This is a genomic window from Flavobacterium keumense (genome assembly GCF_029866485.1).
Lineage (GTDB): Bacteria > Bacteroidota > Bacteroidia > Flavobacteriales > Flavobacteriaceae > Flavobacterium > Flavobacterium keumense.
In genome coordinates, this window is the sequence record NZ_CP092332.1 from 1491522 (window position 1) to 1504640 (window position 13119).

The 13119-nt window shown below is 31.6% G+C and carries 21 protein-coding genes; all 21 read left to right on the top strand.

All coding sequences use genetic code 11. From position 1 onward, the window contains the following. The first annotated feature begins 254 nt into the window (after nucleotides 1-254). The 21 genes from MG292_RS06570 to MG292_RS06670 all read left to right on the top strand — a co-directional run bounded on the left by MG292_RS06570 (nucleotide 255) and on the right by MG292_RS06670 (nucleotide 13022). Nucleotides 255-977, top strand: coding sequence for a phage regulatory protein/antirepressor Ant (locus tag MG292_RS06570; protein WP_264533509.1), 723 nt, complete (start codon nucleotides 255-257; stop codon nucleotides 975-977). Beyond that, nucleotides 974-1570, top strand: coding sequence for a hypothetical protein (locus MG292_RS06575; RefSeq protein WP_264533508.1), 597 nt, complete (start codon nucleotides 974-976; stop codon nucleotides 1568-1570). The genes MG292_RS06570 and MG292_RS06575 overlap by 4 nt, the downstream gene beginning before the upstream one ends. A 14-nt stretch (nucleotides 1571-1584) precedes the next feature. After that, entirely contained in the window at nucleotides 1585-1812 is a 228-nt protein-coding gene (locus MG292_RS06580) for a hypothetical protein (RefSeq protein ID WP_264533507.1), read from the top strand. Next, nucleotides 1813-2061, top strand: coding sequence for a hypothetical protein (locus MG292_RS06585; protein WP_264533506.1), 249 nt, complete (start codon nucleotides 1813-1815; stop codon nucleotides 2059-2061). After that, nucleotides 2043-3437, top strand: coding sequence for a hypothetical protein (locus MG292_RS06590; protein WP_264533505.1), 1395 nt, complete (start codon nucleotides 2043-2045; stop codon nucleotides 3435-3437). Before MG292_RS06585 ends, MG292_RS06590 begins: the two co-directional genes overlap by 19 nt. Then, entirely contained in the window at nucleotides 3438-3710 is a 273-nt protein-coding gene (locus MG292_RS06595; protein ID WP_264533504.1) for a helix-turn-helix domain-containing protein, read from the top strand. After that, nucleotides 3700-3948, top strand: a complete 249-nt coding sequence (locus MG292_RS06600) for a hypothetical protein (protein ID WP_264533503.1) — start codon at nucleotides 3700-3702, stop codon at nucleotides 3946-3948. The genes MG292_RS06595 and MG292_RS06600 overlap by 11 nt, the downstream gene beginning before the upstream one ends. Continuing rightward, complete coding sequence (locus MG292_RS06605; RefSeq protein WP_264533502.1) at nucleotides 3936-4847, top strand: hypothetical protein; 912 nt, start codon at nucleotides 3936-3938, stop codon at nucleotides 4845-4847. Before MG292_RS06600 ends, MG292_RS06605 begins: the two co-directional genes overlap by 13 nt. After that, nucleotides 4834-5247 (top strand): hypothetical protein, encoded by a 414-nt coding sequence (locus MG292_RS06610; protein WP_264533501.1) that lies wholly within the window; start codon nucleotides 4834-4836, stop codon nucleotides 5245-5247. Before MG292_RS06605 ends, MG292_RS06610 begins: the two co-directional genes overlap by 14 nt. Nucleotides 5248-5252: 5 nt before the next feature. Further along, complete coding sequence (locus tag MG292_RS06615) at nucleotides 5253-6317, top strand: nucleoid-associated protein (RefSeq protein WP_264533500.1); 1065 nt, start codon at nucleotides 5253-5255, stop codon at nucleotides 6315-6317. Between the two features lie 2 nt (nucleotides 6318-6319). Continuing rightward, a complete protein-coding gene (locus MG292_RS06620; RefSeq protein WP_264533499.1) occupies nucleotides 6320-6505 on the top strand; it encodes a hypothetical protein in 186 nt (61 codons plus the stop codon). Continuing rightward, nucleotides 6496-6825 carry a hypothetical protein gene (locus MG292_RS06625; protein ID WP_264533498.1) on the top strand — a complete coding sequence of 110 codons (330 nt, stop codon included), beginning with the start codon at nucleotides 6496-6498 and terminating at the stop codon, nucleotides 6823-6825. The genes MG292_RS06620 and MG292_RS06625 overlap by 10 nt, the downstream gene beginning before the upstream one ends. Beyond that, the gene (locus tag MG292_RS06630) at nucleotides 6825-7751 is read left to right on the top strand and encodes a Gabija anti-defense Gad2 family protein (protein WP_264533497.1); all 927 of its coding nucleotides are present in this window, start codon (nucleotides 6825-6827) and stop codon (nucleotides 7749-7751) included. The genes MG292_RS06625 and MG292_RS06630 overlap by 1 nt, the downstream gene beginning before the upstream one ends. A 4-nt stretch (nucleotides 7752-7755) precedes the next feature. Beyond that, nucleotides 7756-8667 carry a hypothetical protein gene (locus tag MG292_RS06635; protein WP_264533496.1) on the top strand — a complete coding sequence of 304 codons (912 nt, stop codon included), beginning with the start codon at nucleotides 7756-7758 and terminating at the stop codon, nucleotides 8665-8667. Then, a complete protein-coding gene (locus MG292_RS06640; RefSeq protein WP_264533495.1) occupies nucleotides 8667-9110 on the top strand; it encodes a MazG-like family protein in 444 nt (147 codons plus the stop codon). The genes MG292_RS06635 and MG292_RS06640 overlap by 1 nt, the downstream gene beginning before the upstream one ends. An 11-nt stretch (nucleotides 9111-9121) precedes the next feature. Next, the gene (locus MG292_RS06645) at nucleotides 9122-9547 is read left to right on the top strand and encodes a DUF3127 domain-containing protein (RefSeq protein WP_264533494.1); all 426 of its coding nucleotides are present in this window, start codon (nucleotides 9122-9124) and stop codon (nucleotides 9545-9547) included. Nucleotides 9548-9648: 101 nt separating this feature from the next. Then, on the top strand, nucleotides 9649-10056 hold the full coding sequence (locus MG292_RS06650) for a hypothetical protein (RefSeq protein ID WP_264533493.1): 408 nt from the start codon (nucleotides 9649-9651) through the stop codon (nucleotides 10054-10056). Further along, the gene (locus tag MG292_RS06655) at nucleotides 9974-10861 is read left to right on the top strand and encodes a hypothetical protein (RefSeq protein ID WP_264533492.1); all 888 of its coding nucleotides are present in this window, start codon (nucleotides 9974-9976) and stop codon (nucleotides 10859-10861) included. Before MG292_RS06650 ends, MG292_RS06655 begins: the two co-directional genes overlap by 83 nt. A gap of 223 nt (nucleotides 10862-11084) precedes the next feature. Further along, nucleotides 11085-11420, top strand: coding sequence for a hypothetical protein (locus MG292_RS06660; protein ID WP_264533491.1), 336 nt, complete (start codon nucleotides 11085-11087; stop codon nucleotides 11418-11420). Continuing rightward, on the top strand, nucleotides 11417-12790 hold the full coding sequence (dcm, locus tag MG292_RS06665) for a DNA (cytosine-5-)-methyltransferase (protein WP_264533490.1): 1374 nt from the start codon (nucleotides 11417-11419) through the stop codon (nucleotides 12788-12790). The genes MG292_RS06660 and dcm overlap by 4 nt, the downstream gene beginning before the upstream one ends. Nucleotides 12791-12848: 58 nt before the next feature. After that, nucleotides 12849-13022, top strand: a complete 174-nt coding sequence (locus tag MG292_RS06670; protein WP_264533489.1) for a histone H1 — start codon at nucleotides 12849-12851, stop codon at nucleotides 13020-13022. Nucleotides 13023-13119: the final 97 nt, after the last annotated feature.

The following is a 13119-nucleotide window of genomic DNA, read 5'->3' on the forward strand; positions in this document are numbered from 1 at the left end:
GCCTCGCTAAAAACATCTCCCTGTCCTAAAATAGTAGCGACTTAGCATTGGCATACAGAATGTTTATTTAATGAAGCGGAAAGGGGTTGTAATTACTTGTCCTAAAGTAAAAGCCAACACGTATTCCTGCTTATTTCTTAAACCACTTCGTTATTGTTTGACGACCGTTCCGAAGTGGTTTTTATTATTAACTCAAATATACGAAATAGTTGTATCAGTTGTATCAATTGTATCAATTGTTTTTATAAAAAATCATGGAAAAAACAATAATTAACCAAAATAAAATGACCAGCATAGAAATTGCTGAGTTAACCGGGAAGTTGCATAAAAACATAATGCAATCCATACGTGAAATGGAGCCTGCTTGGGAAAAAGTTAACGGGCTGAAATTTCAGCTCGTTGAATATAAAGATTCGAAAGGTCAAAAAAGACCTATGTATGAGCTATCTAAATCTGAAAGTTTATACATCGCTACAAAATTTAATGACGAGTCTCGCGCTAAGTTAATTATTAGATGGGAATCACTTGAATTAAATAGATCTTATCCTGCAAATAATTTTCTTTCAAGAAAGGAACTTGCGATGATGGTGATACAGCAAGAAGAAGAAAATGAACGGTTACTACTTGAAAATGAAAAAATGCGTCCTCGTTCTGAATTTGTAGACAAGGTATTTAATACTGAAGGACTAGTATCAATTGGCGAAGTTGCTAAAATACTAGGGCTTCCTTACGGAAGGAACAGATTGTTCAATACTCTTAAAGCAAAAGGAATTTTTTTTAAAAACAAAAATGAACCTTACCAAAAATTTGTAGCCAAGGGTTACTTTAAATTAAAAGAAAAATTTCAGCAAAGAAATAATCACCCACCTATATTAATCATCCAAACTTTTGCGACACAAAAAGGACTTGGATTTATCGCTAAAGAATTAGGTGTTGTTACAAGTAACGTTTCAAGGGTAAAAACAATTGCCTCATGAATATTAAATACGACCTGAGAAAAATTAGTCAAAGGCAAAGAATAATTCGCTTATTACTACTTTCTCATGCTTATCGACTTTATTCTAAGATCTCTATAAACCACTCCTTATTAAGAAGTTCAAATAATTATCAAAACGCTGAAAAAATGTCTGATTTTGTGAATTTTATTTTTAATGTACAAAAATCAATACCGTCTGATTTTATTTATAATAAAAATGAGCTAACAAATGAAATTATAGATGATCATAAAGAATTTTCTGAATTGGTTAAAGGATGGGAAAAAGTCGACAATAATGTTTCAAAAAATCTAATCGAAGCGTTTTGTAAGGCTATAGAACATGGTAATAAATGCATTGCTTTAAAAATATCTCCCTTCGCTATTTATCAATTTCAAGCATTGTTTTCGTATTCAATATCTGAAATGTCAAAAAAATCTTTACTAGAAGAACTATGCGAATATTCATTATTTACCAATAATATATTACCAATCAATGGTAAAAAAATAAGGTATACAATTAATGAAATTGAGAGGTTATACAATGAAATTTCAGATAAACAAAAGCAAAGAAGTATAGCAAAAAAATATAATTGAACTATCATATAAATATGGAACCAGAAAAATTAAAAGTAGTAACCACCAATAAAGCATGTGAGCTATTGGAGTGTTCAAGAAACCATTTTCACAGAAAGTACAGGAGTAAATTAAAGGTATATAAGTCCGAAAATGGATTTAACACATATTATTCTCTGTATCAAATTGAAAAATTAATTGAACAAGAGAAAATAAAAAAAAATAATGTGGTTTTAAAAGACGAAATAGAAATCATTGGCTAAATGGATTCTACAATAGCTAAACCCTATAAAATTACGGTGTGGTACCGATATGCTACCAAAACAGAGATCGAAAAAGATTTTGATGTACTTACCATAATTGAAAAGTCCGCACAAGATGCGGTTAATAAATCTGCAAACCACTTCAAGTCATTAAAGGCAATTCCTTTTTCATTTGAATGTGATGGAAAAAAATATACTCCAAACAATTTCAACAAATCAAAAATTACAAAATGGCTAAAGAGCAAATAATCAAAATAGACAACTTCAACGTAAATGCGCTGGAAGAAATCAAAGGAAAAGAAGTTTTAATTGAAACGGTTGTAAAAGAAAACCCATTCATTAAAATTACCGACAACAAAACTTATGAAGAAGGTAAGAAATCAAGAACAGCATTAAGAACATGCCGAACTGATTTAGAAAAAGAAGAAAAAGCCTTAATAAGTGCTGTCAAGTCTAAAATTACCGACCCGATAAAAAACATCTATTCTGGGTTCAAAAACAGTATCACTCCATTTGAAGACAAACAACAAGAGGAGGTAAAGAACTGGGAAGATATTAAAGAAAAAGAACGATTAGTAAAACTTCGTCTCGAAGAGGAAAGAAAACAAAAACATAGAGATAACATCGATTTGTTTTTTAATCACAATAAAGAAATCATCGAGAACCTATCGTTTGAAAAATTACCTCACGGCATAGTCTATAAAATAGGAGAGCAAGAATTCTCAAAAGAAACTTTTGAAGAATTTGCCGATGTTTTTGAAGCCAAAATAGAAGTGCTAGAATTTCAACTTGCCGATAAGACTAAAATTCTTCAAGAAAAAGAGGATATACGTTTAGAAAATGAAAGGCTTGAAAATGAACGTAAAGAAAACGAGCGTAAGGAAAAAATCAAAATCAATATTGATTACCTATACACGACTTGGATCGATTTAATTTCTACAATGAATTTTTCAGACATTGAATTTATTACTGAAAAATTTAACTCAGAAGAACAGCCTGAATGCGATGAATTTAAAGAAGTTTACGATACCAAAAGAGTTGTTCTTGCTAGAATGTTAGAATCTAAATCAAACTTGCTTACATCAATTGAAAATCAACGATTAGAACAAGAACGAATTGACAAGGAAAAAGCTGATTTAGAAATTTCTGCTAAGGAATTGGAAGTTGAAAAAGAAAGGTTTAATAAGGTTAAAATCCCAGAACCTACATTCAAAGGTATTATTATTGAAGAAAAAAGTCCATACGAAATAAAAGTAAATACAAGAATTGAACAACTTGTTAGTCTTGGATTGAATTTTGATTTCGATTCTTCTTACATAGGATTTAATTTCATTATTGATGTTTTAGATATAAAAACATACGACGATACTAAATGGGATAAATTAATTACTCAAATAGAAGAAATAAAATCAAAACAAATTATTTCAGAACCACAAGTAAACGAAATGGAGGTAGTTGCTTCCGAAATTGTTTCTGGCAATACGGAAGAAGTTGTTGTTATTCATGAAGTAGAATTTGAAGAAACCATTGAGCTAACATTTGTAGAAAAAAGACAAAAATTAATCGATTGGGCTAGTAGCGCTACAGAAGAACAGTTGGATAATTTACTTAAACAAATTCTATAAATGAGCCTCCCTAGACTTCATCCAGACGACCTTCAGGAATTAGTCAATAGCGTTTCTCAAAACGTTGTTGGAAAATTAGAAGAATTGTTTCTTAAAAAAGAGAATGTTTCTGAAATGCAAACCTTTACAATTAAAGATGCTGCTAAGATTTTAAACAAGCACGAAACAACAGTTCTTCGTTACATAAAGCACAATCTTATAAAGGCTCACAAGCCCGGAAAAGAATGGATAATCACTCAAGAATCATTAACAAATTATATCGATGGAAAATAAATATTGCACGATTAAAAAGAATAAGCACAATAGTAACTTTCTGAAAGACAATGGTTTTAAAAAATTAAAATCAGCTATTTACAACTCAAAATCAGAAACTGTTTTACTGATTAATAGAGAAAAAAGAGAGTACTGGGAAACGTGCACAGATGGAATAATAGACGCTTCAAGAGTAGTCTTAGAATCCGAAAATCAAAAAATACAAACCTTAAAATCAATAGAATCATGTCTGAATTAACTATTACAGAAAATCAATCATTAGTATCAAGAGAATTGAATGGTCAAATATTGGCTGTATTAAACAATAAAGTAGAAGGTTTTGAAAAGGCTTTTGTAATGTCGTCTGCAATAATGGTATTAAAAGAGAAATTGACACCAGAATATATGAAGCCAATAATGTATTTGCAAGGTTCTAATCTTGGCTTCAAAACCGATAAGGATAAAAATGGCGGATACTTACCTGAAGAGGTAAAAGCATGTTTAATTGACGCAGTACTGCTTGGATTGCAACCTACAGGTAACGAATTCAATATTATAGCTGGTAACATGTACCCAACTCGACAAGGCTTCGGCTCGCTTTTAGAAAAAGTTCCAGGGTTAAAATATAGCATCGTATATTCTAATCCTATTTTTTCTAACGACAAAACTTCGGCAACATGTAAATGTTTAGTTAAATGGGAATTAAATGGCGAAAAGTCGGAACAAGAAATAGAATTTCCAATCAAGTCAAATAATTACGCTACGGCTGATGCAATTCTCGGAAAAGCCGAAAGAAAAGCCCGTAGATGGTTATTTAATAAAGTAAAAGGAACAGACATTCCAGACGGGGACGTTACCGACATTCCGCATGTTGAAGTAAAAACAACTATCAACCCAACAGCTATGGCAAATGATAAAGAAAACGAACGAATTCTAAATCATATAGAAGTCTCTAAAACCATAAAAGAGCTTACTTCTTGCAAACAAAAGATTTCAGTAGAAAATCAAGTTACGTTTGAGCCTTATATAGCTAAATACATTGAGCTTGCCGAAACACTAGAGCAGCTAACAAGTATTGAGAGCTACATTCCAATGGAAAACTTAGAATTGATTGTAATGTGTGACGATAAAAAACGTCAATTCAATGCAAAGGCATAAAGAAAAAAAATGCGAATGTGGCTCGTACTTTACCCAGTACAATAGTTTAAGAAAGTATTGTTCTTGGGCTTGTGAGAAAAAGTACAAGCCACGACCGCAAATTTCTACCAAGAAATATACCATTCCAAAGGTTAGCAAAAAACAAGCTGAACTAAATAAAATCTATTCAAAACTTCGAATAGAATTTCTTTCACGACCCGAAAATCAAATTTGTTTTATTGAAGGCTGTTCAAAAAAAGCAAATTCAATAGAACATCGTGCTGGGCGTTGGGGAAGTAATTTTTTAGATACAACTACTTGGGCTGGATGCTGTATAGAGCACAACCTTGAATTAGAAAAAAATACTGAACTATCTAAAAAATATCAATTATCAAAAATAACTGGGAAACCTAAAAACTAAAAATTATGATAAATTTATTTAATGCTCAAATTGAGACACTGTCTCTACATAAAATAGGGAATAAGAGCAGAAATGAAAGCATGGTGCTTTCCGATTCTCCTTACAAACTAAATGACGAAATTACTCCGTTGTTAAAAGAATTTTTTCTTAAACCATTCCGTGAAAAAGAAGAAAATTATTTTCAATTCGCTCACGAAGTTGATTTAGAGTACAATACTTTATTTTCATTAATAAATGATTGTTTTCACTACAAAGGAAACCCAGAAGCCTTACACTTAGTTTCTAAAAGAATCACAGAACACCTATTCGAGCAATCAAACCACCCACACATTAAAAATGGTGAAGTTTATGTAGTGTACTTTACTAATGTTTCAATAGATAATATCATTACGGACGCGGTTGGAATTTTTAAGTCTGAAATTAAAAAAGACTTCATTCAAATTCAAGAAAACGGTAGTCACTTAGAAATGTTATTGGAACAAGGGATTCTACTTGAAAAAATCGACAAGGGAGCGCTTATTTTTAATCATAAGAAAGAAGACGGGTACAAAGTGCTAACAATTGATTCTAATCGATATGACGCAAGATATTGGCTTGAGCACTTCTTGTCAGTTGATGCGTTCCATGATGAAAATTTCAACACTAAAAAATACTTGAAATTTTGCCAAGATTTTGCCAGAGAAGTAGTCCTTCCGGCCGAAGATAAAAAAGAAGAGGTAATGTTTATGAATAAAGCAGTAAACCACTTCGCTAAAAACGACCAATTTGAAGAAAGCAACTTCTTTAACGAAGTAATCGACAACCCTGATTTAATTGCTGAATTTAAAAATTTCAAAGTAGATAAAGGTGCCAAATATAGCATTGAAGATTTAAGTACGTTTCCTATCTCAAACTCAGCAGTTTCAGACGCAAGAAGAAAGATTAAATCAGTAATTAATCTTGACACTAATGTACAGATCAGAATCAACATTACCAACCCAGAAGTTGCGGAAAAAGTAATTGAGAAAGGCTATGATGAAGAAAAAGGAATGTACTATTATCTTGTTTATTTTCATAAAGAAACGAAGTAGTTATGAATTTTACAGAAGCACAACAGGCTATTAATGATGCTAAAAACACATTAAATAAAGCAGATGAAATGGTAAGACAATTAGGTTCTTTAATGATTGGTAGATTAAAACAAATGAGGCCTTATGATCTTGCAAAACTAAAAAAAGAATTAGACGCGTTTAATGCCAAAACTAAAGAATGGAAGTAGTCATGAAAGAAACACATCAACTACAACAAGATGAAATCCGGCACGAGATTCCGGCACAACATCAAAAAAAGCCACAATTTTTATCAAGTAAATCTTTAAAAGGAAATCAATCTCTTTTTGAATTTAATTTTAGAGAAAACACAATAAAAAAACTTGTGCTTGAAGATCCAAAAACTATTTATGTAGGAAATAGCAAGCCTAATAAAAAAGTAATCATCAAACAAGACTGTCTTTACATCCCTGCATTAAATGCAAAAAATGCAATCAGACACATTCACAACAAGATCTCCCCGGAGTATAACCCTAAAATTATTGAGTAATGCAAGTAAAAACAATAAACAAAGTAGTTTCAAGCAAATTAAATGAATGGCTTGAAACAATTATAGATTTAAAACTAAGAGAAGATGTTAAAAAAAACCTACTTGTTTCTGGCGGATGTATTACTTCAATGTTTTTAAATGATACGGTTAATGATTTTGATATTTATATTAAAGACATAAATGTTTTGTTAAAATTAGCAAATTATTATGTTCCAAATAGGGTTCTTGATGGAAGACTAAGAGAACAATATCTAAGAGAATATTTTGCTGAATTTGAAGATACTGACAGGAATATTGATCAAATGATGTCAAGCCTTGATGATAATCAATCAGAAATGGTTGTTAGATATAAAAATCTAAAACCAGACCAGGTAAAGTTAAACATATCAAGTTTTGGTGAAAGATTCAAATTAGATGAAAGTGACGAAAAATATAGAGTTGTTTTCTTATCTCAAAATGCCATATCGCTAACAGATGATGTTCAAATTGTTTTAAGATTTAGCGGAACAGCAGAAGAAATTCATAAAAACTTTGATTTCATTCACGCAACAAACTACTTCACTTTTGAAGATGGGTTAGTTACCAATATAAAAGCATTGGAATCTACACTCACAAAAGAATTAAAATACCAAGGAAGTCTTTATCCGTTAACCTCAATTATTAGAATGAAAAAATTCTTATTAAGAGGCTGGAAAATCCATGCGGGTGAAATTCTTAAAATAATGTTTCAGATTTCAGAATTAAACCTAAGAAACCCAGAAGTTTTAGAAGAACAATTAATAGGCGTTGACATCGCTTATTTTTCTAAAATTATCGAAATTTTAAGAGGTGCTCCAGAAGAAAAAATTAATTCAAAATATCTAAATACAATTATTGACAAGGTATTTAATGAGTTTGAAGAAGAAGATGAACAAATTAAAAAATAACAACATGAAATCACTATTTGAAAACTGGAAGCCAAGAGCTTCCCAAATAGGTCATTTAATGACCGGCTTGCCTGAAAAATTCACTAAAGAAGACGAAACTAAACTTGCTGAATTACTTGAAGAAAAACAAACAGGTAAAAATGCTAATGGTAGAGCAACAAAGTGGACCGATACAAAGCAATCTTCTGTCGACGAACTAAATCGCAAGAAAAAAGGAATTGACGAATTGCCAACCGGAGCAATTACAAAACTAGAAGAAATATTCAATCATGTTTTTTGGGGGCGTAGAAAACTAATTTTCAATAAATACCTTGAAAAAGGTAATATAAATGAGGAAGATTCTTTGGATTTATATTCAAAAGTAGACGGAACTTCTTATTGGAAGAATGATGAATATTTCGACAATGGTTTTGTACATGGCACGCCGGATAATATTACAGATGAATTGCTTCGCGACATTAAAAGTAATTTTGAATATGATACGTTCAAAAAAGCAGAATTAACCTCTTTGTATTCTTGGCAAATAAAGGCTTATTTATGGTTAACAGGAAAAACAAATGGAGAGTTATGTTATGCTTTAGTCAATTCTCCAGCGCATCGTATTGATGCTGAAAAGAAATCACTTTGGTATAGTGTGGGAATGCCAGACGAAACCGAAGACAGATGGATTGAAGCGGCTAGTCAATTAGAACGTAACCACATATTCGATATGGCAAAATTTAAACAAGATGCACCCGGGTATGATTTAGTAACTCCAATATGGAGTTTTGATATACCAAGTCACATGCGAGCAAAACGCTTTCCTGTAACGTTGGAAGATTCAGATATTGAACACATGAAAAGACGTTCTATAATGGCTAAAGAATGGTTGCTAAAACGAGAACAAGAAGAATTGAATTTAATTAATAAAAAGTAATGATGAAAACATTAAAAGAATTAGAACCATTAATTATTCAGTGGGCAACAGAAAAAAACATTCACTTACCAGAATGCGCTTCAAAACAAAAATTAAAATTAATTGAAGAATGTGGGGAGTTAGCTAGTGCAATTCTGAAAAAAGATGTAGAGCTTCAAAAAGATGCTATCGGAGATATTTTTGTGGTATTAGTTATTTTAAATAAACAAATGGAATCAGAATTAGAGTTTGATTTTAATGAAATAGAAACCACTATTGTTGATCATTATGATTATTTAAATAACATTTCATGTTTGACTGACTTTTTATATTGTGAATTATCGGTTTTAAATGATTTATCTATAAAATTAAATCACGACTTAACAGAGTGCGCAAACATCGCTTGGAATGAAATCAAAGATAGAACAGGTAAAACTGTAGACGGAACATTCATTAAAAACTAATAAAAAATACCATGGAAATCACAGGAGTAATAAAATTAATCAAGCCAACGCAACAAGTATCGGCTAATTTTGTAAAAAGAGAGTTCGTAATTGAAACTAACGATCAATATCCACAGTCAATACTACTTGAACTACATCAAGATAGAGTTGACATTATTGATAGTTTCACAGAAGGACAAGAGGTAACATGTAGTCTGAACTTACGAGGCAGAATGTGGACGAGCCCGCAAGGTGAGGAAAAGTATTTTAACACAATTATTTGTTGGAAAATTATGGTTCCAAATAATGAAAGTGTAAACAACACGCAAACCCAAGCCAATCCGCAAGAATACCCACAAGCTCCAAAAGATAGTCCGTTTGGTTTAAATCCATCATTACCGAGTAATACTTCGGTTGCTGAATTTAACGAGCTTGAAAAAGATGATTTACCTTTTTAGCATATCGCTTTTTTGTACTTGATAATATGTGTTTTATGTGATTAAAACACATATAAAACACATATTATTTTTAATTTTATAATCTAAAATACTTATCACGCATGAATAAATTATTAAAAGAACTGTATGATTGGTTAGATAGTCCAAAGCAAATGACACGTCAGTTAATAAAAGATAAAATACTCGAGATTAACACCAGAGAAGAAGCTAAAAAGACAAAAGCACCAAGAGTTGTATTTACACCTCCAACTATAACCGAAATTAAAGAATACTGCTTAATAAGAGAAAATAATGTAGATGCGGAAAGATTTTATGACTTCTACCAATCTAAAGGCTGGTTAATTGGAAAGACAAAAATGAAAGACTGGAAAGCGGCGGTTCGAACTTGGGAAAAAACATCAAATAGTAACTTAAATCAAAACAAAGATGGAAGACAACAACCATTACTCGGCAGACAAAGCGCAGATACAGTCAAATCTAATGCAACTGGCTGGGGAAACCTTGAATGATATTGTAAAATCAACAGAATCTCCAGTAGTTGGATTTTTACAGTCTGCATATAATTTTAAGAAAATACGCAACCGTATCACAGAAATAAACTTTGCCAATGTAGTAGGGTTGATGGTTACTAAAATAGCGGCATTAGCAGGAATAAATGGAGAAATTGACATGGCAACCAAGTACGATTTATTGCGATATGTTAAGACTAGATGCTCAGATATTTCTTTAGAAGAAATATACAAAGCATTTGAATTAGAAAGGTATAATGAATACCCTACTAAATCAAACCACTATCAACTATTTGGCACGGAATATTTTTCAGAAGTAATTAAAAAATATCGGGTTTGGAAAGCAGAAAATAAAACATACCATAATATTTCAGAAAATCGTAATGCACCGCAATTAATGGCAATTTCCGAATCTCAAAAAAATGAAATCATCCACAATGGTATAAAACGTGTTTTTATCGAGTATAAGCAAACAAAAAATATCACGGAGCCATGTGCTCATATTTTTGACGAACTATTGGATATGGGCTTGATTATCGGCGCAAACACTCCGAAATTAGAATTATACTACAATAGTAAGAAAGAACAAGCTAAAAAAGAACTTGAGCAAGAATTAGAGATTAAAAAAGCATCATCCAATTTTATTCAAAGAAAAAATATCGCAAGAGATATTGAACAGGTGCTTCAAGGTAATTCTAGCAAAATAATTGTTAGGACAAAAAAAATAGTCCTTAAAGAGTACTTCGACAAATTAATTTCAACCAGTATTGATATTGAGTTTGAATTAAAAAAAATAACGAAATAGTGAAGGCAATATCTCAACGAAACAGAATAGAAAAGCAAATAAATGACTTAGTCAATTTTATGCCCTATTGTCCTTCTAAAAGTGTTGTAAAGCTATCATACGAACTTGTAAAGCTAAACAATCGATTAGAAGAAATTAAAAAGATGGATTTAAACCAACTCAATCAAGAAGTTGTTTTTCACTTCGAAACAAAACAATCTCAACTTAATAAAATCGAATTCTAATGAACGTAACAAATAAAATCACTCACGCTATCATAGCTAATCAGATCGCTTTAAATCATAACGAAGCAATAAAACATACGCCTTATTACAAAAGAGGCTTAAAACATAGAATTAATCAATTGCTTCCAGAGCTTATAAAAACTGAAAAAGATTATGATGAGTTCTTTAACAAAATTGAAGATAGTACTTCTGAAGTTTATGCTGTTTATGATAACTTTTTAAAAGCAATCGCATCCGTGCCAATTTGGGAATGTAAAAACCTAACAATGGTGATTGAAGCCTACAATAAAAACCCAAAAGCAATTGAAAAAACTATTAATACAATACTGAAATGATAAAAGTAGGTTCTGATTTTAGCGGTGTAGGAGCTTTTAATCAAGCATTGCGAAGACTAAAAATACCATACGATGAATTATTTGCTTGTGATATGGATAAATACGCAAGGCAAACATTTGAATTAAATTATGGAGCTCCAAAGGATTTTCCAACTGACGTTTATGATCGTGAAATTCCTAAACAAAGCCTCGATATTTATATGACTTCCCCGCCTTGTCAATCATTCTCTTTAGCCGGCAAACGTTTAGGAAAAGAAGATAAACGAGGTATTTTGTTCTTTAATTCATTAGAATTTATTCAACAAAATAAACCTAGATATTTCATTTTTGAGAATGTAAAAGGGCTTTTATCGCACGATAAAGTCGATCCAAAAGCAGCTTATGGTAGAACATTTCAGGAATGGATTAATTATCTAGGGGGGGGGTCGGTCAATGGAGTCCATACGTTCTTTCCAATTGAAGATTCAGTTCCTTATCACATTTACTTTCAAGTTTTAAATGCAAAAAATTACGGAATACCTCAAAACAGAGAACGTATTTTTATTATTGGTATTCGCGATGATGAAGATAACAACTTTCAGTTCCCGAAACCAATTCCATTAGAAAAAAGATTGAAAGATGTGCTTGAAAGTGAGGTTGACAAAAAGTATTTTTTAGGAGAAAAAACATTAGATTATTTTCAAAAACATTTAGAGTATCATAAAGGACAAGGTAATGGATTTGGATTTAAGCCACAATCAGAAGAAGATACTCACGCTAATTCATTAACAACAAAATATGGTTCAAGGCAAAGTGACACTTATTTAAAAATAGGTACATGGAGAACCCACGAAGACGGAAAAGGATTTAGAGCAACTGAAGACAATAATTGTCCAACTATACCTGCACGAGCAAGAGAAGATGGTAGTGGACAGCCTGTTATAAAAGTAAATGAACTAAGTATTTTAGGCTACACTCGTGATGCAAAGGGAAAAGTAATAAGTCGCCATGAAAAAGATATTTCTGGAACAATTACGACATCCTCTGTCGGTGGTGGAAATACAGACCAATTTGTAAAAATAGGAGCAAATACTTCAAAAGGCTTTGATGAAGCAGAAGAAGAAGATTCTATAAATTTCAGCGTTCCGAGTTCAAAAACTAGACGAGGTCGAGTTGGTAAAAAAGTAAGTCAAACTTTAGATACGCAGTGTAATCAAGGAATTTTTACTCAACAAAGAATACGACGATTAACCCCACTTGAGTGTTTTCGTTTGATGGACTTTAACGAAGATTTCAAATGGAACGTTTCAGATTCGCAGGCCTATAAACAAGCAGGAAATTCCATTTGTGTTGGAGTGTTAGCGGCAATTATTTCAAAACTTAAATTATAACAATAAAAGCGGAACCTGAAAAGCTAATAGAGTAGGGGCAGAATTAAATATTTACATTATGAATTTAGTAGAACAACTAGAGGCTTTAGTAGCCGAAGCAAGAACAAACGGAAATGATTTTTATCTGAAAGGAAATAAATCAGCCGGGACACGCCTAAGAAAGAATGCGCAAGACATTAAAAACATTGCACAGGAAATTAGAAAAGACGTTTCTGAAAAGAAAAATGGATAAATAATCTAAAAATTATTTATTATCTTTGAAAGTAAGATTTGGGATCTTAACGGCGGTTTGCAATTTATTGGGGGCAATAAATACAATTTAGTTAATG